The sequence below is a fragment of the Agrobacterium sp. MS2 genome (assembly GCF_003261015.1).
In the GTDB taxonomy this organism is placed as follows: domain Bacteria; phylum Pseudomonadota; class Alphaproteobacteria; order Rhizobiales; family Rhizobiaceae; genus Agrobacterium; species Agrobacterium pusense.
The window spans coordinates 16,286-40,432 of record NZ_QLNF01000005.1 but is presented as its reverse complement, the minus strand read 5'-3'; the positions used below and the strand labels follow the sequence as shown (position 1 = coordinate 40,432).

At 59.6% G+C, this 24,147-nt stretch carries 23 protein-coding genes; 6 read left to right on the top strand and 17 right to left on the bottom strand.

The features are described 5' to 3' along the window. Position 1: 1 nt before the first annotated feature. The 5 genes from DOU54_RS01090 to aztA form a co-directional block, all read right to left on the bottom strand. Entirely contained in the window at positions 2 to 1,360 is a 1,359-nt protein-coding gene (locus tag DOU54_RS01090; RefSeq protein WP_006700383.1) for an NAD(P)H-dependent oxidoreductase, read from the bottom strand. A 258-nt stretch (positions 1,361 to 1,618) separates the two neighbouring features. Next, positions 1,619 to 2,632 (bottom strand): LacI family DNA-binding transcriptional regulator, encoded by a 1,014-nt coding sequence (locus DOU54_RS01085; RefSeq protein ID WP_113730257.1) that lies wholly within the window; start codon positions 2,630 to 2,632, stop codon positions 1,619 to 1,621. Positions 2,633 to 2,989: 357 nt separating this feature from the next. Continuing rightward, positions 2,990 to 4,015 (bottom strand): zinc ABC transporter substrate-binding protein AztC, encoded by a 1,026-nt coding sequence (aztC, locus tag DOU54_RS01080; RefSeq protein WP_113730255.1) that lies wholly within the window; start codon positions 4,013 to 4,015, stop codon positions 2,990 to 2,992. Positions 4,016 to 4,042: 27 nt separating this feature from the next. Continuing rightward, positions 4,043 to 4,909 carry a zinc ABC transporter permease AztB gene (aztB, locus tag DOU54_RS01075; RefSeq protein ID WP_072492978.1) on the bottom strand — a complete coding sequence of 289 codons (867 nt, stop codon included), beginning with the start codon at positions 4,907 to 4,909 and terminating at the stop codon, positions 4,043 to 4,045. Then, a complete protein-coding gene (gene aztA, locus DOU54_RS01070; RefSeq protein WP_004445037.1) occupies positions 4,902 to 5,714 on the bottom strand; it encodes a zinc ABC transporter ATP-binding protein AztA in 813 nt (270 codons plus the stop codon). The genes aztB and aztA overlap by 8 nt, the downstream gene beginning before the upstream one ends. Positions 5,715 to 6,054: 340 nt before the next feature. Here aztA and zigA point away from each other — a divergent pair, with 340 nt between their 5' ends. Further along, entirely contained in the window at positions 6,055 to 7,260 is a 1,206-nt protein-coding gene (gene zigA / locus DOU54_RS01065; RefSeq protein WP_037093064.1) for a zinc metallochaperone GTPase ZigA, read from the top strand. Between the two features lie 155 nt (positions 7,261 to 7,415). Here zigA and DOU54_RS01060 read toward each other — a convergent pair whose 3' ends face one another. From DOU54_RS01060 to DOU54_RS01050, 3 genes are all read right to left on the bottom strand, one after another. Next, positions 7,416 to 7,853: a YqaA family protein gene (locus tag DOU54_RS01060; protein ID WP_113730332.1), complete on the bottom strand. Its 438-nt coding sequence runs from the start codon at positions 7,851 to 7,853 to the stop codon at positions 7,416 to 7,418. A 97-nt stretch (positions 7,854 to 7,950) separates the two neighbouring features. Further along, a complete protein-coding gene (locus tag DOU54_RS01055; RefSeq protein ID WP_035210347.1) occupies positions 7,951 to 8,220 on the bottom strand; it encodes a hypothetical protein in 270 nt (89 codons plus the stop codon). Beyond that, positions 8,217 to 9,323, bottom strand: coding sequence for a CobW family GTP-binding protein (locus tag DOU54_RS01050; protein ID WP_502695872.1), 1,107 nt, complete (start codon positions 9,321 to 9,323; stop codon positions 8,217 to 8,219). The genes DOU54_RS01055 and DOU54_RS01050 overlap by 4 nt, the downstream gene beginning before the upstream one ends. A gap of 337 nt (positions 9,324 to 9,660) precedes the next feature. Between DOU54_RS01050 and ugpB the strand changes: the two genes are divergently transcribed. From ugpB to DOU54_RS01030, 4 genes are all read left to right on the top strand, one after another. Then, on the top strand, positions 9,661 to 10,971 hold the full coding sequence (gene ugpB / locus DOU54_RS01045) for a sn-glycerol-3-phosphate ABC transporter substrate-binding protein UgpB (protein ID WP_169692189.1): 1,311 nt from the start codon (positions 9,661 to 9,663) through the stop codon (positions 10,969 to 10,971). A 69-nt stretch (positions 10,972 to 11,040) separates the two neighbouring features. Then, positions 11,041 to 11,922, top strand: a complete 882-nt coding sequence (gene ugpA / locus DOU54_RS01040; RefSeq protein ID WP_004445049.1) for a sn-glycerol-3-phosphate ABC transporter permease UgpA — start codon at positions 11,041 to 11,043, stop codon at positions 11,920 to 11,922. 10 nt (positions 11,923 to 11,932) lie between these two features. Then, positions 11,933 to 12,781, top strand: a complete 849-nt coding sequence (gene ugpE / locus DOU54_RS01035; RefSeq protein WP_004445050.1) for a sn-glycerol-3-phosphate ABC transporter permease UgpE — start codon at positions 11,933 to 11,935, stop codon at positions 12,779 to 12,781. Beyond that, a complete protein-coding gene (locus DOU54_RS01030) occupies positions 12,781 to 13,842 on the top strand; it encodes a sn-glycerol-3-phosphate import ATP-binding protein UgpC (protein WP_004445053.1) in 1,062 nt (353 codons plus the stop codon). Before ugpE ends, DOU54_RS01030 begins: the two co-directional genes overlap by 1 nt. A 59-nt stretch (positions 13,843 to 13,901) precedes the next feature. Here the strand turns inward: DOU54_RS01030 and DOU54_RS01025 are convergent, their stop codons facing one another. The 7 genes from DOU54_RS01025 to odc2 all read right to left on the bottom strand — a co-directional run bounded on the left by DOU54_RS01025 (position 13,902) and on the right by odc2 (position 20,409). After that, positions 13,902 to 14,645, bottom strand: coding sequence for a class I SAM-dependent methyltransferase (locus DOU54_RS01025; RefSeq protein WP_112766312.1), 744 nt, complete (start codon positions 14,643 to 14,645; stop codon positions 13,902 to 13,904). A 313-nt stretch (positions 14,646 to 14,958) separates the two neighbouring features. Then, positions 14,959 to 15,402, bottom strand: coding sequence for a glyoxalase superfamily protein (locus DOU54_RS01020; protein WP_004445058.1), 444 nt, complete (start codon positions 15,400 to 15,402; stop codon positions 14,959 to 14,961). 209 nt (positions 15,403 to 15,611) lie between these two features. Continuing rightward, positions 15,612 to 16,310, bottom strand: coding sequence for an OmpW/AlkL family protein (locus DOU54_RS01015; RefSeq protein WP_113730253.1), 699 nt, complete (start codon positions 16,308 to 16,310; stop codon positions 15,612 to 15,614). A 276-nt stretch (positions 16,311 to 16,586) separates the two neighbouring features. Further along, positions 16,587 to 17,882 carry an MFS transporter gene (locus tag DOU54_RS01010; RefSeq protein WP_034496672.1) on the bottom strand — a complete coding sequence of 432 codons (1,296 nt, stop codon included), beginning with the start codon at positions 17,880 to 17,882 and terminating at the stop codon, positions 16,587 to 16,589. A gap of 87 nt (positions 17,883 to 17,969) precedes the next feature. Beyond that, positions 17,970 to 18,371 carry a MarR family winged helix-turn-helix transcriptional regulator gene (locus tag DOU54_RS01005; RefSeq protein ID WP_034496674.1) on the bottom strand — a complete coding sequence of 134 codons (402 nt, stop codon included), beginning with the start codon at positions 18,369 to 18,371 and terminating at the stop codon, positions 17,970 to 17,972. Positions 18,372 to 18,514: 143 nt separating this feature from the next. Beyond that, positions 18,515 to 19,084: a GNAT family N-acetyltransferase gene (locus DOU54_RS01000; protein WP_006700372.1), complete on the bottom strand. Its 570-nt coding sequence runs from the start codon at positions 19,082 to 19,084 to the stop codon at positions 18,515 to 18,517. Between the two features lie 191 nt (positions 19,085 to 19,275). Then, on the bottom strand, positions 19,276 to 20,409 hold the full coding sequence (gene odc2, locus DOU54_RS00995; protein ID WP_004445074.1) for an ornithine/lysine decarboxylase: 1,134 nt from the start codon (positions 20,407 to 20,409) through the stop codon (positions 19,276 to 19,278). A gap of 537 nt (positions 20,410 to 20,946) precedes the next feature. Between odc2 and DOU54_RS00990 the strand changes: the two genes are divergently transcribed. Beyond that, positions 20,947 to 21,840, top strand: a complete 894-nt coding sequence (locus DOU54_RS00990; RefSeq protein ID WP_004445076.1) for a LysR family transcriptional regulator — start codon at positions 20,947 to 20,949, stop codon at positions 21,838 to 21,840. Positions 21,841 to 22,084: 244 nt separating this feature from the next. Here DOU54_RS00990 and DOU54_RS00985 read toward each other — a convergent pair whose 3' ends face one another. Together DOU54_RS00985 and DOU54_RS00980 are read right to left on the bottom strand one after the other, a co-directional pair. Beyond that, a complete protein-coding gene (locus DOU54_RS00985; RefSeq protein WP_004445078.1) occupies positions 22,085 to 23,038 on the bottom strand; it encodes a substrate-binding domain-containing protein in 954 nt (317 codons plus the stop codon). Positions 23,039 to 23,110: 72 nt separating this feature from the next. Then, complete coding sequence (locus DOU54_RS00980; protein ID WP_004445079.1) at positions 23,111 to 24,112, bottom strand: ABC transporter permease; 1,002 nt, start codon at positions 24,110 to 24,112, stop codon at positions 23,111 to 23,113. Positions 24,113 to 24,147 lie beyond the last annotated feature (35 nt).

Genomic DNA, 24,147 nt, shown 5'->3' with positions numbered 1-24,147 from the left:
GTCACGCCGCAGCGTCCTTTTGCGGGCGGAAGCGGTTTTCCATGTCCTGACGCAGCTTCACCACGTCGAGATCGTTGACCAGCTCCACATCGTCGAAGCTGACGATCTGGTCTTTCCTGATGGCGCGCTTCAGCTTGACGTTATGGGCGAGGCCGATCGGCAGCGCTTTCATGTCCAGGCTGCGGGTCGCTGGAATGGCGTTCGCCCAGACCGCATAACCGCCCTCGCCGTCCAGCATTTCGCCGGGCTGCATGTCCTTCTTGGCTGTGGCGACGGCATCGCCGCGGAACTCCTTCGAGCAGCCGGTTGCCTCGTTTCGCAATACGGCAGAGAGCACGCTGATCGAGGTTTCGAGTCCGATGATATGAAACGGACGCCACATGGAGGCGTACCAGCCGGACGGATCGGTCAGCAGGCCATATTGCTTGAAGCAGGCGCGGGCATATTCATTATGCGCCTTGAACGTGACGAAGACGCCGTAACGGATGTTGTTGAACACCTCGCGTCCATCCGGTTCCTGGCTTGCGGCGATATCCACCAAGCCTGAACGGGCCATGCGGCCGCCATCGGCGGCGGGACGGAAAACACGGGCGAGATCGTGCAGGCCGGCGGGCGGGAAAGCCAGACCGTCATCCGGGCAATCCAGCCCCGTACCATTGGCGACAGCCGCCATTTCGATGGCTGCCTTGGTGCCATCGGTGAAGGAATTATACATCTTCGGATTGAAGTCGCCCTTGGCCACTTCCTCGTCCGTCCAGCCGAAATAACCCCAGACCGTGTCCGGCGTCGAATAACGGTAACGCGGCTCGAAGTTCATGCCCTTGCCGGCGGAAACGACCTCGAAGCCGGTGGCGCGCGCCCAGTCGACAAGCTCGCAGATCAACGCCGGCTGGTCGCCGTAAGCCATGGAATAGATCAGGCCCTTGGCGCGGGCCTTTTCGGCAAGGATCGGGCCGACCATGACGTCGGCTTCGACATTGACCATGACGACGTGTTTGTTGTGGTCGATGGCGCCCAACGCGTGGCGGGCACCGGCCAGCGGATGGCCGGTGGCCTCGATGACGCATTCGATCTCACCGCAGGCGAAAAGCTCGTTCACGTCGTCGGTCACATAGGTCTTGCCGCTCTTCAGCGCCTCGGCGCAGCTCTTCGCATCGTAGCGCTCCTTCGGCCAGCCGACGCGATCCAGCGATTCCTTCGCCTTTCCGACATTGAGGTCCGCAACGGCGACCATGTGGAAACCGGCGATGCGCTGCGCCTGCGCCAGCACCATGGAGCCGAACTTGCCCGCGCCGATGAGACCGACGCGGACAGGCCTGCCGCCGGCCGCACGTTCTGACAGAAGAGAATAGAGGTTCATGTTTCATCATCCTTCGCTGGGGAAATTGCTGGCGAGAATGTCCAGTCAGCCCGGCGAAAACCATGCGATACCGCGGCTGCGAGGCTCCCCTCACGGCACTGGAGACATGGCAATCTGACGTTCCTCCCGAAGCCCGGCACACCTGTGCGCCGGCTCTCGCGGTCGCCTCCCAAAGCAACCTTGAGAACAGAGTAGGAGCGTTCAAATATTAGTTCTATTTAGAAAATCACATTTTTATTTTAGTTTTTCTAACGATCCTCAGGCCGATTTCCGCAGCATCAGATCGGCGCTGAGCAGGATGCGCTCCCGCATTCGGGTGGCATCGTCTGCCTCCTCGTTCAGTTTCTGAAACAGCAGCTCGATCGACAGCCTGCCGATCTCGTTGTAGTTCTGCGCCACGGTGGTGATGGGCGGGCAGGCATAACGCGCCAGCGGATGATCGTCATGGCCAGCGACCCTCAGATCGTAATCGGCGCCGTGGCCAACCCTGATGCCCTTCTGAAAAGCCGCGGCGATGACGCCGAAGGCGATGCGGTCATGGGCGCACAGGATCGTCCGCGACGGCAGAAGCGTGCGCCGTTCCAGAAGCCGGCCTGCTTCCTCGAAAGCAAACCGTTCAAACTCCCATGTGATGTCGCCCGGGACGTTAATCACATGTGGCTCGAAGCCGAGTTGTTGCATGGCCTCCACATAGGCCGTGCGGCGCGTGGCGGCATTGGTATTGACCTGCGGCATGTCGAAGAAACAGGGCGGTTCTCCCGAGCGGCAGAGATAATCCACCATCAGTCCCACGCTCTGCCGGTTATCTGTGCCGACAAAGGCGGACGTCTCGTCGAGCGGCGAATCGACATAGACGATCGGGACAGTGGCCGCGAGTTGCTCCAGCGTAGCGCGATGGGATTTGACGCCAAGCGGCGCGATGATGGCACCCGCCACGTTCATCGACTTGAAGGTGCGGATGGCGCGGTCTTCGATTTCGGGCTTGCCGTCCGATGAAAGCACGAAGGCCAGAAACCCGGCTTCGCTGGCGATGAGCTCGATACGGCTCGTGAGCGCCATATAAAAGGGGTCGGTGGAACTCGGGATGATGATGCCGATGATGTTGGAACGGCGGCGGTTGAGGTTGACAGCGAAAATGTTCGGCCGAAACCCGGATTTCTTCAGCGCATCCTCGATGGCATCCCGCGTCTTCTCGCGGACCGAGGACGGATCATTGAAGTATTTCGAAACGGTCGGGCGGGAAAGGCCGACAAACTCCGAAAACTCCTCCATCGTCCTGATAGATTTGGCCAAAGTGCTTGCCCCCATGAACGTCACAGGTGGCACTTTACATCGACGGGCCTTCGCACGAAAAGCCGGTCCGATGCGGTTATCAACGGCCAAACGATCAATCGGCCGCAAATTAGAGTTTTATAGTGGTCGGATCGGACAACTCGAAAGCTCCGGTCCGTCCCTGTCAGGGCGAAAAGTCGACGGGGGTGGACGGCCAGAACCGATGGCAAGCTCGAGCTCAGGCTCGGTCAGGCCGTTTCATCACGCCGACGACGGCAGGGCGATCCCGGCCTGAATGACACGAGCGAAATCAGGGTGGCCGAAGCCACCCTGAAACTTTTCGGCTGAACGGCGGTCTTATTGTCCGAGTACAGCGGCCGAGATGGTCTCGATATTGTGGTTGACCATGTCGATATAGGTCGCGGCCGGGCCATCGGCCGTGGAAAGCGCGTCGGAATAAAGCGTGCCGCCAACCTTCAGGCCGGTTTCGCTGGCGATCTGGTCGATCAGCCGCTTGTCGGTGATGTTTTCGACGAAGATGGCCGAAGCCTTGTCGTGTTTGACCTGGTCCACCAGCTTGGCGACATCGGCGGCAGAGGCTTCGGACTCCGTCGAGATGCCCTCCGGCGCGAGGAAATTCAGGCCATAGGCATGCTCGAAATAACCGAAGGCATCATGCGAGGTGATGATGACGCGCTTCTCCGGCGGGATCGCGGCGATCTCCGTCTTCACCTTCTCGTTCAGAGTGGCAAGCTTGGCGACATAGGCGTCGGAATTCGCGGTATAGGTCGCGCAGCCGGGTTTGTCGGCCTTGCAAAAGGCGCCGGCTATGTTCTTCACGTAGATTTGGGCATTCTTGATGGACTGCCAGGCATGGGGATCGTACTCGCCATGATGGTGATGTCCTTCGTGGCCATGGTCGTGATCGTGGGCGTCAGCCGTTTCGTGCTTGTGGCCGGCTTCCTCCGCCTTGTGGTTGTGAGCCTCCTCTTCCTCGGCCTCAGGATGGGCGTGGCCCGCGGGCTCGTCGGAAAGCCTGAGCGGCTCGACACCCTTGGTCAGCTCGACAACCGGCGCCTTCGTGCCGCTCGTTTCAATCAGCCGCTTCAGAAAGCCTTCGAATTCCAGGCCGTTGACCAGCACCACATCCGCCTTGCTGACGGCGACAGCATCGGCAGGGCGCGGTTCGTAGACATGGGCATCGCCATCCGGCCCGACGAGCGTGGTGATCTCCACACGATCCCCACCGACATTTTTCGCGAAGTCGGCGATGATCGAGAAGCTGGCGACGACCTTCAGTTCGGCGGCGGAAGCCTGCGCCGTCAGAACCGGTGAGAGGGAAAGAAGACTGGCGTACGTGGCTAAGCGGAAGGTTTTGAACATTGGATTCTCCTGTTTAAAAGGCTGTTTTCAGGCCGCACGGTGGCGGCCGGAACCGAGAAGATCGATGAGCACGCCGCGCGTGCCGAAGAGGATGGAGAGCGCATAGACGGCACCCGCCGAAAGGATGATAGCCGGGCCCGATGGCAGCGACGCGTGATAGGACAGGACAAGACCCGCAAAGCAGGACACCATGCCGATGCCGATGGAAATGAAGCACATGGGCGCGACGCGATTTGACCAGAAGCGGCTGGCGGCAGCCGGCAGCATCATCAGCCCGACTGAAAGCAGCGTCCCCAGCGCCTGAAAGCCACCTACGAGATTGAGCACGACGATGCCGAGGAAGAGGAAATGCACCGGGCTGCCCCATCTGCTGACCGAGCGCAGGAAGAGCGGATCGAGGCATTCCGCCACGAGCGCGCGCCAGAAGGTGATCATCGCCGCAAGCGTAATGACGCAGATGCCGCCGATCAGTCCGAGCGCCTCATTGTTCAGCGCCAGCACCGTGCCGAACAGAACGTGCATCAGGTCGACGCTGGAGCCACGCCATGAGACGAGCAGCACGCCGAGCGCCAGCGAAATCAGATAAAGCGCGGCGAGAGAGGCGTCCTCCTTCTGAACGGTGAAACGCGACACCGCGCCGGCCCCCAGCGCGACCACGAGGCCAACGACGAGCCCGCCAATCGTCATCGGCAGAATGTCCAGCCCATAAAACAGAAAGCCGACAGCAGCGCCCGGCAGGATGGCGTGCGACATGGCATCGCCCGTCAGGCTCATGCGGCGCAGCATCAGAAAAACCCCGACGGGACCGCAGCTGACCGCGAGGATCAGCGCACCGGCAAGCGCACGCTGCATGAAGACATACTGGATGAAAGGATCGATGAAGATATCAGCCATGGCTATTCGAATTCGCGTGGAAGTGGGCGTGGGCGTGCGGCGGCGCCGCCGGATCCGGAGGGAGCGGAGGGGAAGCCGGCGCGCACCAAGGCGCATTCGCCTCCCACGCCTCATGGAAATGTCGGGCCTGGCGAAGATTCTCCGCCTGCAGGACTTCAGCCGTTGGACCAAGTCCAACCAGCCTTCGCGCCAGGAAAAGCGTCTGGGGAAAATGCTGCTGCACGAGCTGGTGATCGTGAAGTACGGCCAGAACGGTGCGCCCTTGCGCCACCCATGCCTTGATCAGCACCAGCAGGTCGGTCACCGTCCGCTCGTCGACGGCATTGAAGGGCTCATCGAGCAGAATGAGCTGCGCATCCTGCAGCATGGCCCGGGCAAAAAGGGCACGCTGCATCTGGCCACCCGAGAGGGAGTCGATATTTCGCCTTTCAAAACCGGACAGTCCGACCGCTTTCAGCGCTTGGTCGATCGCCGTCCGATCTTCGGAACGGTGTCGTCCGAGCAGGCCGCGTCTCGGCCAGAGACCGAGGGCCACAAGGTCTCGTACTTGAGCGGGAAAGGACCGGTCCAGCTCCGACTGTTGCGGCAGATAGGCGACGGAGATCGCCGGACTGACCCGACATTCGCCGCCAAGCGGCTTCAAAATGCCGGCAATGCCTTTCATCAACGTGGATTTTCCCGAGCCGTTGGCGCCGATAACGGCGGTAAGCGAGCCGCAGGCAATACTACCATTGAGATGGTGCACCGCCGCCCGGCCGGCATATCCAAGGGTCAGATTTGAGAAGATAAGGCACGGATCGTTCATCGATCCCTCCGGAAGCAGGATGTCATTCGATGACCCTTGATATGTAATGTTATTACATTCGTCAAACGAATATGTAATGAAATAACATTTACTGGTGGAAGCGGACTGGCACGCTGTCCCCTCCGCGGGGTAGGCCGTTGCTGGCAAACGGCGAATTATTCATCCGGACGCGTAACCACCACGCTCATGCCGAAGGCAATTTCTCGCTCACCTGTTGACACGCCCCATATATGTAATGTTATTACGTTACATGTGGTAACGATGCGCGCCGGATCGTTTCCCAATGCCCCGACGTGCCCGCCAAGGTCCACTCGAAACACGTTTACAGAACGAGGTCCAAATGTCGAAAAAACTACCCGTCACCGTGCTTTCCGGCTTTTTAGGCGCTGGCAAGACGACGCTTCTGAACCACATTCTCGCCAATCGCGATGGTTTGCGCGTGGCCTTGATCGTCAACGACATGAGCGAGATCAATATCGATGCGGCGCTGGTTCGTGACGGCGGGGCCAATCTCTCCCGAACCGAAGAGCAATTGGTGGAAATGACCAATGGCTGCATCTGTTGCACCCTGCGTGACGATCTTCTCAAGGAAGTGCGGGCGCTGGCGGAGCAGGACCGTTTCGACTATCTGCTGATCGAATCGACCGGCATCGCCGAGCCGCTTCCCGTCGCCGCGACGTTCGATTTCCGCGACGAGAATGGTCGCAGCCTTTCCGATGTTGCCCGGCTCGACACGATGGTGACGGTGGTGGACGCCGCCAATCTTCTCAACGATTACGGTTCGTCCGACTTTCTGGCCGACCGGGGCGAAACGGCGGGCGATGGCGACAACCGCACCATCGTCGATCTTCTGGTGGAGCAGATCGAATTCGCCGATGTCGTCGTGCTCAACAAGATCGGCACTGCAACGCCAGAGGAGCGGGATGCCGCCCGCAAGATCATCGTCGGGCTGAACCCCGATGCAAAAATCATCGAGGCCGATTTCGGCAAGGTGGCGCTGAAGGAGGTTCTGGGCACTGGCCGCTTCGATTTCGCCAGGGCCGAAGAACACCCTCTCTGGTTCAAGGAATTGCATGGTTTCAAGGACCACATTCCCGAAACCGAGGAATATGGCATTCGCTCTTTCGTCTATCGTGCCAAAAAGCCTTTCGACCCCGTGCTGTTCCAGCGTTTCATCGATCGCGCCTGGCCGGGGGTCGTGCGCGCCAAGGGTTTTTTCTGGCTGGCGACGCGGCCGCGTTATGTGGGAGAGATCAGCCAGGCCGGCGCCCTGGTTCGCACCGGCAAGATGGGTCTCTGGTGGTCCGCCGTGCCGAAAGAGCAATGGCCGCGCGAAAAGCAGTTCCTTGATATGATGAAGCCCTATCTCGACCCGGTCTTCGGCGACCGCCGGCAGGAAATCGTCTTCATAGGTTCCGATCCAATGAATGAAGCCCGCATCCGCGCCCAGCTCGATGCCTGCCTGATAGACACGGATGCCTTCACGCCCGATGCCTGGCGGCACCTGCCCGATCCTTTCGCCAGCTGGGACCGGCAGGCGGCTTGAGCGGTAGCTACCGATGCGGGGCAGTCGCGAACCCTCACCCCGGACAAGGTCCGGGCACAGCGCGGTCAAGTCCTTGATCGCGAAAAACTCTTTTCACGGCGCAGACGCGCCATGGCTGGATGCCGGATCCAGCCCGGCATGACGGAGGAGAAGCTTCATGAAAAATTCAACGTCACCATCGCGAGCACCACGTATCGCCCGACCTTCGCGATGGTGACCAGCAGCAGAAACACCGGCAGCGGCTCTTTCATGATGCCGGCCGCAACCGTCAGAGGGTCCCCGATGATCGGCGCCCAGCTGAGCAGCAGGGACCATTTGCCGTAACGCCGGTACCAGTTCTGCGCCCGTTGCAGCGCAGCCTCCTCGACCGGGAACCAACGTTCATGTCGAAAACGTTCGATGCCACGGCCAAGCAGCCAGTTGGCGAAGGACCCGGCGACATTGCCGACGCTCGCCACGACAACCAGCAGCCAGACGGGCTGGGATTTCAGAAGAATGAGCCCCGCAAGCGCCGCCTCCGACTGCATGGGCAGGATGGTCGCCGCAATGAACGCCGTCAGAAACAAACCCGCATATACAGCCAGATCGGCCATTCCCTGCCCTTCATCATCCGCGAATCCCATCGCTGTCCCTGAAGTGGCGGATAAGGGCCGCGGCGGTCAAGCGGCTCTGCCGCGTGGAGGCGGGTTCTCAAGCTGAATTCGCGGCAATGGCGCGCACAATATCGTCATGATCCACCGCGAGAAGCGCCTTGTGGATGGATAATTGCCGGGTCGTACCGGAAATGGCGAGGATGACGATCACCGTTTCCCGTGGCGGGCAATCCGGCAGCGCGCAGGAAAGCTCGCTGACGGTAATACTGTCTTCCGGCTTGAGTTGCAGCAAATCGCGTGACCATTGCTTCAGAAGACGGGCGTGCGAGATGATCGCGGAGCCACTGCGTGCAAGCGGATTGTTCATGCCCTGCCCTTCCGCCTTGCCTGCGCGGCCAATGTGTCGAAAAGCTCGCGAATGGGCTTTTGCGGCATGTCCATGCCGATCAGCACGATACGTGTCGAACGATCTTGATCTGGCCAGCGCTCCAGGCGGGTAAGCGGATAAAGCCGATGCTGCACCGCGTGGGCGACAACCGGTCGCTCCGGATCATCCGTCGCCCCGAAAATTCCCTTGAGCCGCAGAAGACCGGAATGCACATTGCTGGTGACGAGCTCGAGAAAAGTCACAATCGCCTGAGGGTCAAAAACCCCGTCAAAGGTGAGATTGAAGGCCTCGACCCCAACGCCGTGGCGGTTGACATCGTGCTGATGGGCCGCATGAAGGCTCAGCCTGTCGGCCGCGAGCCATGCAGGCGCATCCTCCGGCTTGCCACACAACGAATAATCCGATGCGTTGAACAACGACATCAGATCGAAATCGGCTGCATTGCGATCATGAAACGAGGCTGCGGGATTGAGATCGGCGAGGCTTTCGCGGTCCAGCGCCGCGTCATCGGCCAGATCGGTCTTCGTCAAAACGATGTGGTCGGCAAAGGCAAGCTGTTTCCAGCCCTCAATGAAGCTGTTGAGCATCGGCGGGCCCGAGACAACGTCGAAAGCCGTCACCACACCCGAAAGATGAAAATGCCGGGCGACGATGTGATCCCGCAGGCCCAGCGCCGGTGTGCCGCCGGCGATGAGGCTGTTGATGATCGGCGCAGGATCGGCAAGACCGGTGGTTTCGATGACAACCCGCGAGACATCAGGCATTATCCCTTCCAGAACGGCCTGATGCAGTTCGTAAAGCGAGGTGCGGATATCGCTCGTGGCGGTGCAGCAGATGCAACCCGTCGTCGTTCTGAAATATCGTTCGGAACCCGTCCGCACCAGACCGTGATCGATGGGCACCGAGCCGAATTCGTTGACGATCACGGCCGCATCCCGCATGGCCGGCTCAGCCAGAAGCGCGTTCAGCAAGGTGGTCTTGCCTGCACCGAGAAAGCCGGTAAGCAGGGTAACCGGCACCGTTCGCAATGATGGCAGGCCAGCCGAATCGTCCCTGCGCTCAACCGCCTTTTTACGCTTCAATCCGAACACATCCACCTCTTCGCCCGCACAAATTCACAGCGATACAATACGTAATGTAATAACATATCAATGGCAACTATTGGATTTCGACAGGAGCGAATCCAGCGGAGACACGCGCCGGTGGCCAAGCGCATGAAAAAACCGCGGAACGAAGGAAATGGAATAATAAATCTGTTTCCTTCACTTTCGTTTTAATCGTTCCACGTTCTATTGCATTTTCGTTAGAGTTCGCTTTTAATCGGCAATGCTAATACAGAAAAGATCGCCCGCAGCCATATCGAGGAGGATAGGCTGCAATTAAGGGGCTGTATCTTTTACTGTTTTCATAATGGGAGGAATCGCCTTGAAAAAACTCAGCTACCGCCTTGCTGCGGCATCCGCGCTTTCGTTTTTTGTCACATCGAATGCATATGCTGTGACGGAGATCCAGTGGTGGCACGCCATGACCGGCGCCAACAACGAAGTCGTGGATTCGCTTGCCAAGGAATTCAACGACAGCCAGAAAGACTACAAGGTCATGCCCGTCTTCAAGGGCACCTATCCCGAAACCCTGAACGCCGGCATCGCCGCCTTCCGCGCCAAGCAGGCGCCTGCCATCATTCAGGTCTTCGATGCCGGCTCCGGTGTCATGATGGGTGCTGCGGGCGCCATCAAACCGGTAGCGGACGTGCTGAAGGAAGGCGGCTACACCTTCAACAAGGATGAATATCTGGCAGGCATCGTCGCCTATTATTCCAAGCCTGACGGCACCATGCTGTCCTTCCCCTATAATTCGTCCTCGCCGATCCTCTATTACAACAAGGATATCTTCCAGAAGGCCGGCCTCGATGCCGCCAACCCGCCGAAGACCTGGCCGGAAGTTTTCGATGCCGCCAGGAAGATCAAGACCAGCGGTGCCGCGCAATGTGGTTTCACCTCCACCTGGCTGACCTGGATCCAGACCGAAAACTTCGCCGCATGGAACAACGTCTCCTATGGCAGCAATGAAAACGGTCTCGGCGGCACCGATGTGAAGCTCGCCGTCAATGCGCCGCTCTTTGTCGAGCATTTCCAGGCGATTGCCGATCTGGCGAAAGACGGTGTCTTCCGTTATGGCGGCCGCACTTCGGAAGCCAAGCAGCTCTTCATGTCCGGCGAATGCGGTATTCTGACCGAATCCTCCGGCGGCCTTGGAGATATCATCAAGACCGGAATGAATTATGGCATCGGCCAGCTTCCCTATTATGAGGGCCATGGCCCGCAGAACACCATCCCGGGCGGCGCCAGCCTCTGGGTCTTCGGTGGCAAGAGCGATGCCGAATATAAGGGCGTAGCGGAATTCTTCCACTTCCTCTCCCAGACCAAGATCCAGTCTCGCCTGCATCAGGTCTCTGGCTATATGCCGGTCACGATCGCGGCCTATGAGGAAACCAAGAAATCCGGCTTCTACGACAAGAACCCCGGCCGTGAAACGCCGCTGCTGCAGATGATGGGCAAACCGCCGACAGAAAACTCCAAGGGTGTGCGTCTCGTGAACCTGCCGCAGGTACGCGACATCATGAACGAGGAGTTCGAGGCGATGCTGGCCGGCAAGCAGGATGCGAAGGCAGCACTCGACAAGATAGTCCAGCGCGGCGACGCGGCCATCAAACAGGCCGCCGGCAATTAAACGATCCCCTGCCCCGCCCGCATCCTCTGACAGATGCGGGCGGCATTTCCATGTCATCAGGAGATCGCCGTGCAAAGCGTCGTATTCCCCAACAAGATCCTGCCCTATCTGCTGGTCGCCCCGCAGATCATCCTCACGGTGATCTTTTTCTTCTGGCCGGCCAGCCAGGCGCTCTATCAGTCCACCATGCGCGAGGATGCCTTCGGGCTGAACAGCAATTTCGTCGGCCTGGCGAATTTTTCCGCGGTACTTTCTGATGAAAGCTACCTCAACTCTCTGCAGGTCACCGTCGTTTTCAGCATCCTCACCGCGCTTGTCTCCATGGGGCTGGCGCTGCTGCTGGCAACGGCGGCAGACAGGGTGGTGCGCGGCAAGGGCTTTTACCGCACCATGATGATCATGCCCTATGCCGTCGCGCCGGCGGTGGCCGGCATGTTATGGCTTTTCATGTTCAATCCGGCCATGGGAACCTTCTCTTATATCCTGCGTCGCAACGGCATCATGTGGGACCCGCTGCTCAACGGCAATCAGGCCATGCTGCTCGTCGTTGCAGCGGCTGCGTGGAAACAGATCAGCTACAATTTCCTGTTTTTTGTCGCGGGCTTGCAGGCAATTCCTAAATCATTGCTGGAGGCCGCCTCCATTGATGGCGCGCGCGGTTCGCGGCGCTTCTGGACCATCGTTTTCCCTCTGCTTGCGCCGACCACCTTCTTCCTTCTGGTCGTCAACACGGTCTACGCCTTCTTCGACACCTTCGGCATCATCCATGCGGTGACCGGCGGCGGCCCCGCAAAGGCGACGGAAACGCTGGTTTACAAGGTCTATAATGATGGCTTCGTGAACCTCAATCTCGGCTCATCCGCCGCGCAATCCGTGATCCTGATGGTGATCGTCATCGCGCTCACCGCCTTCCAGTTCCGCTTCGTCGAGAAGCGCGTGCATTACGGCTGAGGACGTCCTGATGATTGAAAATCGCCCCATCGCACGCGTGATTGCCCATCTGATGCTGGTGCTCGGCATCATCATCGTGGCCTTTCCGATCTACTACACCTTCATCGCTTCCTCGATGACGTCGAACGACATCATCCGGCCGCCCATGTCGCTGCTGCCAGGCGGCCATCTCGGAGAAAACTATACCGACGCCATGGTTGGCGGCGTGGAAAGGGTCGTCGGCGTCAGCCTCGAACGGCTGCTGTTCAACAGCTTCGTCGTGGCGCTGGCCATCGCCATCGGCAAGATCATCATCTCGTTCCTGTCCGCCTTCGCCATCGTTTTCTTCCGCTTTCCCTTCCGCATGGGCTTTTTCTGGATGATCTTCATCACGCTCATGCTGCCGGTGGAAGTACGCATCCTGCCCACCTACAAGGTCATCGTCGATCTGGGCCTGATCGACACCTATGCGGGGCTCACCCTGCCGCTGATGGCTTCAGCCACGGCGACCTTTCTCTTCCGGCAATTCTTTCTGACAATTCCCGGTGAAATGGTGGAAGCGGCGCGCATCGACAATGCGGGTCCGTTCCGTTTCATGCGCGATATCCTGCTGCCGCTGTCGAAAACCAATATCGCGGCACTTTTCGTGATCCTCTTCATCTACGGCTGGACGCAATATCTCTGGCCGCTGCTCGTGACCAACGACGCAAAGATGAACACGATCATCATCGGCCTCAAGCGCATGGTGGATTTTACCGATGCCTCGACGCCCTGGAATTATGTGATGGTGACGGCGATCCTCGCCATCATCCCCCCTGTTATCGTTGTGGTGCTGATGCAGCGCTGGTTCGTCAAAGGTTTGGTGGAGACCGAGAAGTAATGGCAAAAATTGCGCTGAAAGACGTCCGCAAGGTTTATGGCGGCAATGTCGAAGCCATCAAGGGCGTATCGATGGACATCGCCGATGGCGAAATGATCGTGCTCGTCGGTCCCTCCGGCTGCGGAAAGTCCACCCTGCTGCGCATGATCGCCGGTCTGGAAGGTATTTCCGGCGGCCAGATCGTCATCGGCGACCGCGTCGTCAACGATCTGGAACCCTCAGACCGCGACATTGCCATGGTGTTCCAGAACTACGCGCTCTACCCGCATATGACGGTGCGCCAGAACCTTGCCTATGGCTTGAAGAACCGCAACACGCCGAAGGAGGAGATCGAGCGGCGTATCACGGAGGCGGCCAAGGCTCTCGAAATCGAACAATTCCTGGAGCGCAAGCCGCGCCAGCTTTCCGGCGGCCAGCGCCAGCGTGTGGCCATGGGCCGCGCCATCGTGCGCAAGCCCGCGGCATTCCTGTTCGACGAGCCGCTTTCCAACCTCGACGCCAAGCTGCGCGTGCAGATGCGCGTCGAAATCCGCCGCCTGCAGCGCTCTCTCGCCACGACAAGCGTTTACGTGACCCACGACCAGATGGAAGCCATGACACTCGCCGACCGGCTGGTGGTGCTGAATGCCGGCCGCATCGAGCAGATGGGCACGCCGATCGAGCTTTACGAGAAACCGGCCACGACCTTCGTCGCCACCTTCATCGGCTCGCCCTCGATGAACCTGCTGAACCACGGGACGGCGACGGCCAACGGCTCTTCCGGTTGGTCGGTGATGGAAAGCACCGCACTGCCGCAGGGCGCTGCCACGCTCGGCATCCGCCCGGAAGACATCACCCTTGCCAGTGAGGCCCCCACCGACGCTGCATTCACCGGCACCGTGCAGGTGGACGCCGTGGAACTGGTGGGTGCGGAAAGTTACGTGCACGGCTCCTTCGCCGACGGCACCACCATCGTCTTCCGCGTCCACGGCCGCTCGCAACTGCGCATCGGCGAAACGCTGAAAATCGCCGCCCAGGCAAAGGATTTCCATCTGTTCGATTCGGCGGGGAAGCGGATTTAAGCCACTGCGGGATGCCATTACTGCGACGTCCAGCATCTAAGTAATGGCGTCCCGTCGTGTTAGCCGCCCTTTCTCGCCGTGAAATGAAAGGTAAGGACATCACCTTGATAATGCTCGGAAAGCAAAACGTCCTTCATTCCGTTCCGACTGAACGCCGCGAGGATGGCGATAGGATCATATTCCGACATTCGCATTGAAAGTGTATTCCAGCCTTTTCCACGCAGGAATCTATATGTTGCCGCCAGCACTGGCACATTGTGGCGCAGGTGATAGCGTAGACGGTCTGACAAGCGGCGTTCAGGCCGTTTGACGCTCGCCTGGAGAATGGCGACACCGCTGGGGCCGACCTTAGACAGCAACTTGTCGATCAGCATCACTCCCCTCCTGGCATCTACGTGCTGGAGAACGATATAGCTGAGGACGAGGTCAAACTCGCCCGAAGCGTGACTTAAATCGTCGTCTGAAGGGACCATTTCAACATTTTTGACATTGTATAACTGGCAATTCTTAACGGCTTCGGCACGCATGTCTGGAGATAGTTCAACACCGATTACGGTTTCAAAACGGGACGCAAGCGGTATGCTCATTCGAGCCACCCCGGCACCGAACTCAAGAACACGTCCTTTACCCAACGGCCCGAAATACTGTTCCGCACGACCCAGCATCCAAGAGACATTGGCTTCCCCGGTTGCGAAGAATTCCCCCTTCGTTGCCTCGATATTTGAAGTGTGAAATCGGTCTTCGGAATACACGCCGTAATATGGGTTTTTCCTGCCCCATTCCAGCCACTGCGTATCGCTCATAAAATCCCTCAAACATAAGCAGACAATAATATTTATATATCAACTATTCAATACAGTAACAGATTTTACTTTGAAAAACAAATATATCTACAATAAATGCTATTAATAACACACAAGCACAACCAAAAAATATATTATGTATACTCGGACGGGCACTGACGTGTATTAAGGGGGCGATGCGGAAAGACGCGGTGAAGCAAACATCGCAAATTTCGACTGAACCCCCTTTCAGTTTTCAAATGAAAAGGGGTTCAAAAGCCTGAAATCCCGTGCTTCGCCTCCATGAACGGCGACCAATCAAGGGAGCGCCAACCTACCAGACGAGTTCCACCTGCGGCCGGCCATTGGAAGTTTTCTCAAGGGTGCGGCCTGAGGTATCGACATTGCAATGAACGCGCTGGCGGAAAGCGGAGAAGCTTTCGAAGGTCACGACATCCACGGGATCATCGAGATGCAGGGTCAGCCGGTAACGTTCGGGATCCCCGCCGAGCGCCTGCACGCCCAGAACGGAGGCCACGAAAGGCTGCCCGAGGTAAAAACCTTCCACCCTGGAACCCAGAAGATAGGGATTGAAGGCGGGACGATTTCCCGCGGCGGCATGTAGCGTATTCCAGTCGCGGAAGCCATATTGTGCGGCGATGAGTTCCAACGCCTTTGAATGGGTGATCGACTGCCCCTCATCCTCAAGAGCGGCACGCAGGCGCTTTGCCTGTTCTTTCAGCCCCTCAAGCGCGGGAAGCGGTTTGGACACGTTCATAACGGTTCTCCAACATGTGCATGCCGAATGTTCCGAAGGGGGGTCCGCGTTGCCATCGACGACATGCAAAACATGGGATGACCGTTATCAAGAAAAGAGCTTCACCAGGGGCGCAAACGCGCCTGCGGACGGCCGGGGCTCTTGCCCGTGGCCGTCCCTATAGCCCAGAAAGCGCCGCCCGTCAAAGGCCGCGCTTCATCGATCTACTGTCAGAAACGATAGGTGATACCCGCGCCAATCAGCCACGGATCCAGCTTGGCCTTGCCGCTGATCGGCGTGCCACCGAGTTCCGCCGTCCAGTCGGTCTTGAGGAAGATCTTCTTCACGTCGAAGTTCACACCCCAATGCTCATCCAGCATATAGTCGAAACCGACCTGCACCGCGGCGCCCAGCTTGTTCTTGACGTCGAGATTGCTGAAACCGGGCTTTTCGGTCTGGTTGTAGAACAGCGAATAGTTCACGCCCGCGCCGATATAGGGCTTGAAAGCGCCGAAGTCGGTGAAGTGATATTGCAGCGTCAGTGTCGGAGGCAGCAGCCAGGTCTTGCCGACCGGCGTGCCGGCCAGCACGCCCTCGCCATTGATTTTGGAATAGGTGGTGCCGAGAATGAGTTCGGCGGCGAAGTTATCGGTGAAGAAATAGCTGATGTCGAGTTCCGGGATTACGGTATCCGAATAGGACAGGCCAGCCCCTGGCACACCGTCGACGCTCCCGCTGTCGTTGGTGATGACGCCGAGGCCGCGCACGCGCAGCATCCACGGGCTTGCCGCCGCAATCGCTTCCTCCGCAGTCGGAGCCGGCGCCGCCTGGGTCATATCAGCGGCTATCGCATCGGCAGACCCGAGCATGGCGGCAACGCCCATCGCGACACTGGCAAGCAAGGCGTTGTTTCTGTTTCTATTCGTCATTCCATCTCTCCTATAGCGCACCGCAGCCGGGCAAGTCCCCGGAACCGGCTGATGACGGCGGGCCTTGCGAATCTTCGCCTGCCGCAACCGCTTGGGAGCCACTATGACGAAGGGTGACGCAGGCCGATTGAGATGGATCAAACCGGGATGCCCTTCATGTATGGAAGCGATGAACCGGCGAGCATTGTGACAATTACGCAACAATGCCGCCCGGCGACCCGCCTGCAGAAGTCAGAATAAGGAGAAGGCCACATGCGCAGGCCTCCCCCATGCATATCACGCCGTCTGCGGCGTCAGGGTCGCGGAGCCCGGCTTTCGCAGCAGCAGAACCGAGACGGCGGCAATCATGCACATCAGACCGGCAATCTGCAGCGCGGGCATATAGGTATCGAAGTCGCTCTTGAAGAAACCGGCGCCAAAGGCGGCGGTGGCTGCCCCCAGCTGATGGCCGGCAAAGACCCAGCCGAAAACAAGACCGGCCTTTTCACGGCCGAAGTTTTCCGCGGCAAGCTTCACCGTCGGCGGCACGGTCGCTACCCAGTCCAGCCCGTAGAAGACGGCAAAGACCGAAAGCTCCACGAAGCTGAAGCCTGAGAATGAGAGGTAAAGCAAGGATAGCCCGCGCAGACCGTAGAACCAGAACAACAGGAAGCGATTGTCGAACCGGTCGGAAAGCCAACCGGCGAAGATCGTGCCGAAGAAGTCGAAAATGCCGATCACCGCCAGCGTTCCCGCCGCTGTTACCGCAGCCATGCCGAAATCGCCGCAGATCGAGATCCAGTGTGTCTGGATGAGACCGTTGGTCGAAAGTCCGCAGACGAAAAACGTGCCGAACAGCACCCAGAAGACCGGGTTGCCCGAGACGCTTTTCAGCGTCACCAGCGGCGATGCCAGCGTGGCGAGGAGATTGTGGTCCTGCTTGACCGGCTTTGTCACCACCGTCTCGCCATAGGCCGGCAAACCGACATCGGCGGGGTGGTCACGCATCAAAAGCAGGACGAGGACCATGGCGGTGGCAATCACCGCGACGGACAGGGTCAAGGCGGTTCGCCAGCCATAGGCTTCCGTCAGCGCCGCCAGCAGCGGCAGGAAAACCAGCTGGCCAGTGGCGTTGCTTGCCGTCATCAGGCCGATCACCAGTCCCCGGCGCTTGGAAAACCAACGTGTCGCCACGGTGGCGCCCAGCACCAGGGCAGTCATGCCGGTGCCGACGCCGATCACCACGCCCCAGAGCAGCAGCAATTGCCACACCTCAGTCATGAAGAAGGAGGCGACAATGCCGCCCATGATCAGGGCAAGCGCGGTGGAGACCACCTGCCGGATGCCGAAATGGTTCATGAAAGCGGCGGCAAAGGGCCCAAGCAGACCGAACAGCACAAGCCTGACGGCCATGGCCGAAGAAATATCGGCGATATCCCAACCGAATTCCTGATGCAGCGGCTGGATCATCACCCCCGCAGACCCCATCGCACCGGCGGTGGCCAGCATGGTGAGAAAGGTGGTCGCGGCGACGAGCCAGCCATAGTGCAGATTTCTGCCGGCCATCCAGCTGGCGAGGCGTGTGGAGAGCATGTTCGAATTCCCTTTCCGGCGGCCGCGGCCGATATTTTACGGGTATATACCCACATTGCGGGCAGATAACCGCATATGCCCAAAAAACTACAGGGCTGCGAGCAGTTCCTGCAATTGTGCTGTCTTCTCGGGCCCAAGCCGGGCCTCGATTTCATCCTGCACCCCATCCCAGAGCGGTGCGCCCGCCTTGAGGATCGCGTGCCCTTCCTCCGTTACGGTCAGCATCGCTTCCCGCTGATCCTCACCGTGGCCAATAGCGACCAGACCCATTCGCGCCAGCACCTTGGCATTACGGCCAACGGTGGAGCGATCAAGCTCCACCCTTGCAGCCAGGTCGGTCAGCGAGACCGGCGCAACGCGGTTGATGTTCCGCAGCAGGCTGAACTGACCGATATTGACACCAAGCGGCGCCAGCGCCTCGTCATAATAGGACGAGACCTTGCGGGATGCTTTGCGCAACAGAATGCAGTGGCAATGGCTGCTAGACATGATACCGGGTATATACCCGTAGATAGTCGCGCGCAAGACCTGCCACAGGAATTGTCGACCGCCGCAGGGCCTCGCACTCGCGCGAAGCGCAAACAATAAACCCCGGCTTTAGGCCGGGGTCTGATATCATGAGAGAGTTCGTCTCAGGCGGAGAGCCGTCGGCCGCTTGCCACCAGCAGCCCGGCAGCACCTTCAAGCCAGCCAGCTTTCAGCTCCAGCGCCAGGAAACGGCTACGCTCGAACGGGCCGGGCATGATGAGATGTTGGGCCTTGTCGGCGAAAAAGCCGAAACGCTCGTAATAGGGTGCGTCGCCAACCAGAAGAATGGCGCCATGGCCGCGCCTGGTGGCCTCGGTAATGGCGGCGCGCATCAGCGCCGAGCCGATGCCCTTGCCCTCATGGGCGGCATCGACGGCAAGCGGGCCGAGCAGCAGCGCTTCGACGGCGCGGCCTTCGCGGGAGATACCGGCTTCGACGTTCCACAGGCGCACCGTGCCGATGACATGGCCGTCCTCATCGCGGGCGACGAGCGCCAGGCCTTCGGCGGGAACGCGGCCGGCGCGCAGCTTTTCGGAAGACTTGCGGCGGCGTCCGGCGCCCATGGCGCGGTCCAGCAGGTTTTCACGGGCAACGACATCGCCCGGATTTTCCTGATCGACATGAAATGTCTGCGGTGTGAAAAATGCCCGTACCGAATTCAAAAGAGCGGCCATCCTTGGCCTCCCGTCACACAACCGCCCACACGCGGCCCTTGATGAAAATTGGTGGAGCCGTTCCGGCCCGCCGACACGCTTTCCTCGGCTGGAAGAGGTGCAGCAAGCAGGGATTTGCGCAACAGCACAATCGGCAGGGCCGGAACGGAAGCTTGGTCGAGACGCCGCCCTTTCAGCGGACGGCGCTCGGATCAGATGACGTAGGCCTTCAGCGGCTCGAAACCGTTGAACGCGACCGCCGAATAGGTGGTCGTGTAAGCGCCCGTGCCTTCGATCAGAACTTCATCGCCGATGGTCAGCGAGACCGGCAGCGGATACATGTTCTTTTCATACAGCACGTCGGCGCTGTCGCAGGTCGGGCCGGCCAGAACGCAGGGCTCCATCTCGTCCTGATCGCGCTCGGTGCGGATCGGGTAACGGATAGCCTCATCCATCGTCTCGGCGAGACCGCCGAACTTGCCGATGTCGAGGAACACCCAGCGGTGGTTGTCATTGTCGGACTTGCGCGACACGAGAACGACTTCCGCCTTGATGACGCCAGCATTGCCGACCATGCCGCGGCCCGGTTCGATGATGGTCTTCGGGATCTGGTTGCCGAAGTGCTTGCGCAACGCCGTGTCGATGGCCTGGCCGTATTCTTCGGCAGCCGGAACGTCGCGCAGGTACTTTGTCGGGAAACCGCCGCCCATATTGACCATCTGCAGGTGGATGCCCTGTTTGGCAAGCGAAGCGAAAACGCGCTTGGCATCGGCGAGCGCCGCATCCCATGCGTCAAGGTTCATCATCTGCGAACCGACATGGAAGGATACGCCGTAGGACTCAAGACCGAGCTGATGGGCGTAAACCAGAACGTCGACAGCCATCTGCGGTACGCAGCCGAACTTGCGCGACAGCGGCCATTCCGCACCTTCGCCATCCGTCAGAACGCGGCAGAACACGCGCGCGCCGGGAGCTGCACGGGCAACCTTCTCAACTTCCTCATGGCTGTCCACGGCGAAGAGATCGATGCCGAGCGCATGGGCGCGCGCAACATCGCGTTCCTTCTTGATGGTGTTGCCGAAGGAGATACGGTCGGAAGTCGCACCCGCATCGAGCGCCATCTGGATTTCAGCCACGGAGGCGCAATCGAAGTTGGAGCCGAGCGAAGCAAGCAGCTTCAGGATTTCGGGAGCCGGGTTTGCCTTCACGGCATAATAGATCGCGCTGTTCGGCAGGGAGTGCCGGAACGCGTTGAAATTGTCGCGCACGACGTCGAGATCAACCACGAGGCAAGGGCCTTCGGGACGTCGGGTCTTGATGAAGTCGAGAATGCGTGCAGTCGTCATCGATGTATTCCCTGTTAAACCGGCTCCGGAAAAATCCGGAGGACAAAGGACGCTCGAGATATGCATTCGAATCAGCCGGTGGAGGCGCAGAATCGATAGCATACGCTCAAGGCGCGAATGTGAACGACGCCCTGCCAGAGCATCATTCGGCTTTGTCTGCCATGGATTGGAGGGAATGACCCGACCGCACTTCAGGCAATGATGGTGTGCCTCTTTAGTACCCCGGCTGATGGAGAGCCGGCAGAGAACCAGAAAGGCCCGCACCGTCGTTGCTTCGTATGTCCTCGCATTTTCCGGTTGGCCGGAATAGCGACTGGAGGGGTTAGTTCCAGGTACCTTACCTAAATCCTCACCACATCGAGGAATCGGCGGACACACATGGGCACGTGCGACTTTGGGCAGCACGGGAGATAAGAATATTCGCCGTCATAATCAAGAGGATTTTTTCACCATATAGCGGAATTTTTCAGCAGCGATTTTAAGGTTGAACAGTCAGGGCGCAGCGTTCAATTATATGGAACAAACTGGAGGGTTTTCATGGACACGCTGACGCGCATCCGCGCCTTTATCGATGTTGTCGAAGCGGAGGGGTTTTCCGCTGCGGCGCGCAAGACCGGGCGCTCCAAGGCGCTTCTGTCCAAATATGTGCGGGAACTGGAGGACGATCTCGGAGCGCTTCTCTTAAACCGAACCACGCGGCAGTTTTCGCTGACGGAAGCCGGGCACACCTATTACCGCACAGCATCCGACATTCTGAAGGAGATCGACAATCTCGCCGACCTTGTTCGGGAAAAGAATGCCGATCTGAAAGGAAAACTGCGGATCTCCGTTCCACGCACTTTCATCGACGCGGAGGTCGGCCAGAGCCTCATCGACTTCGCCAAGGAAAATCCGGAACTGTCGCTTGAGATCGTCGCGGAAGACCGATTCGTCGACCTGATCGAAGAAGGCTTCGATCTCGCGATCCGGATCACCCGGCTGGAGGATTCGGGCCTGATCGCCCGCAAGCTTTCCGATTTCCGGGTCTATGCGGTGGCGACGGCGGATTTCGTCGCGCAACACGGGCCGCTCGATGGTCCGCAGGATTTCTCCCGCGTTCCCTTCATCATCGACACCAATACGCGTTTTCATAATACGGTGCGGTATCTGGAGCCGGATGGCGGCTCAAATTCGGTCGCCATCAGCGGCCCCATTGAGGTCAACAGCCCACAGGCGACCCTGCGCGCCGCCCGTGCCGGCCTCGGCATCGCCATGGTGCCTGACTTTATCGCCCGGCCCTATATCCAGTCCGGAGAACTGGTGACGCTGTTCGACGATTACATTTCCAAGGATCGCGGCATTTATGCGGTCTATCCGCATCGCCGCTACCTGCCCGCCAAGGTGCGCAGCTTCGTGGATTATCTCTCGGCGTGGTTCAGGAAGAACGGGTGAAGGGCCGGGCGGCATTCGCCGAGCGTCCTTCCGTCATGCCGGACTTGATCCGGCATCCAGCCACGGCGCGTCTGCGCCGTGAAGGACTTCCTGCGATCAAGGACTTGATCGTCCTGGACCCCGGATCAAGTCCGGGGTGACGGAGTGGGGATGCAGCCGTCTCGTCAAATCCAAACCTAGGCAAAACTCTTAGCAGCATCGACGCCCGCCTTGCAGCGGGCGTCGCATGGCAGAAGCCAGTTCGTCAGAACGGCGAATCCGGGAAGTAGAACTGCTCGGCATTGTCCTTGGTGATCAGCGTCGCATCGAGGATGTACTCACCCGCGACCGGCACCTGATCGTAGAAATGCCCGGCCGTCAGCTGCATGGCGGTCGCCACCATCGCCGGCGGATAGAGCACGTCGACCGGCACAAGCTTGTCGCCGTCCATGACCTTCTTGATCATGTCCTTGGACCCGGCGCCCGCGACGATATACTGGATATCGGTGCGTTTGGCCTGCTGGATGGCTTCCAGCACGCCGATCGCCATATCGTCGTCCTGACACCAGACCACGTCGATCTTCTTGTACTTGGTCAGATAATCCTGCATCACACGGAAGGCGTCGTCGCGGTTCCAGTTGCCGTACTGGCGGTCGAGAACCTTGACATTCGAGCCGGCGATACCCTTGTCGAAGCCATCCTGGCGCTGCTGGTCGATCGGGATCGGCAGGCCGCGAATGACCACGACTTCGGCATCCGGCGTCGTCTTCTTGATGTATTCGCCGGCCACCTGGCCGAGCGCCGGGTTGTTGCCGGCCACATAGAGATCGCGGATAGAATTGTCGTTGACACTCGGCGCGCGGTCGACGAGCGCGACGAAGGTGCCCTTGTCCTTGATCTCCTTGATGGCATTGACAAGCGGATCGGGATCGGACGGCAGCACGACCAGCGCGTCGAGCCCCTGCACGGCCAGATCCTGCAGCGCATTGGCCTGGTTTGCGGCGTCCGGCGATGTCTTGACGATGACGTTGAGACCCGGATGCTCCTTCATCAGAAGCTTCGCCACACGTTCGGCATGGTAGACCACGCCCGCCGTCCAGCCATGGTCGGCCGCCGGAATGGACACCCCGATCGTGACCTTTTTGTCCTGCGCATGGGCCGAACCCGCCAGCACCGTTGCCAGCGCGGCAAAGGCCACGCCGATGAATTTATTACGCATAGTCTCTTTCCTCCCAAGACCGGGGCGTTCCTCCTCCAACCGCGCCTGCCCCACATGGCGCGGCGTGATACCTTACCTGCGGCTGAGCGAGCGCTGCACCAGCATGGCGATGATGATGATGGCCCCCTGAATGGCGCCGATCAGATATTCGCTGACGAAGTTCGACAGGATCATGATGTTGCCGACGATCTCCAGAATGAAGGCGCCGCAGATCGTGCCCCAGATGCGACCTACCCCGCCGCGCAGCGCCGTACCGCCGACGACGACGGCCGTAATCGCCTGCAGCTCCCACAACATGCCTGTCGTTGCCGAAGTAGACGCCAGGCGCGGGACGTAAAGCAGCACCGCAACGGCGACGCAGAGCCCCTGTACCACATAGGCGATGGTGCGAACCCGGGCGACCGGAATGCCGGAATAACGCGCAACATCCTCACTGGAGCCCACCGCCGTCAGATGCCGCCCGTAGCGGGTACGGTAAAGCACGAAGGCGGCTATCGCAGCCGTGACGAAGATGACGATGACCGGCACCGGCACGCCCAGAACATTGCCGAAATAGACCGGGCGATAAAGCGTCTGGATTTCCGGGTTGCGCAGCGTGATCGCGCCGCCCTGCGACAGCCAGGTCGTCAGCCCGCGATAGATACCCATGGTGCCGAGTGTGGCGATGAAGGGTTCGATGCGGCCGATGGTGGTGATGAGCCCGTTTACCAGCCCGCAGGCCGCGCCGATGGCGAGCGCGAGCGCCATTGCCGCAAGAAGCATCAGCAACGGGCTCGCTATCGCGCCGCTGTTCATGAACAGGATCATCAGGCTGGCCACGAAAGCAACCATGGCGCCCACCGACAGGTCCAGCCCGCCCGACGTGATGACATAGGTTGCGCCCAGCGCGATGATGGCGATGAAGGCGCTGCGGGTGATGACATTCAACAGATTGTCGATGCCGATGAAATTGGGATTGGCGATGGTGCCGAGAACCAGCAGCAGTGCCAGCGCCACGAAAGGCGCGACGGCGCGCAGGTCCCAGTCCTTCGAGGTCTTCGGCGTTTTGCCGTTATCAAATGCGGCCTCAGTCATATTTCCCCTCAGTTTCTTTTGTCAGGCCATGTTTC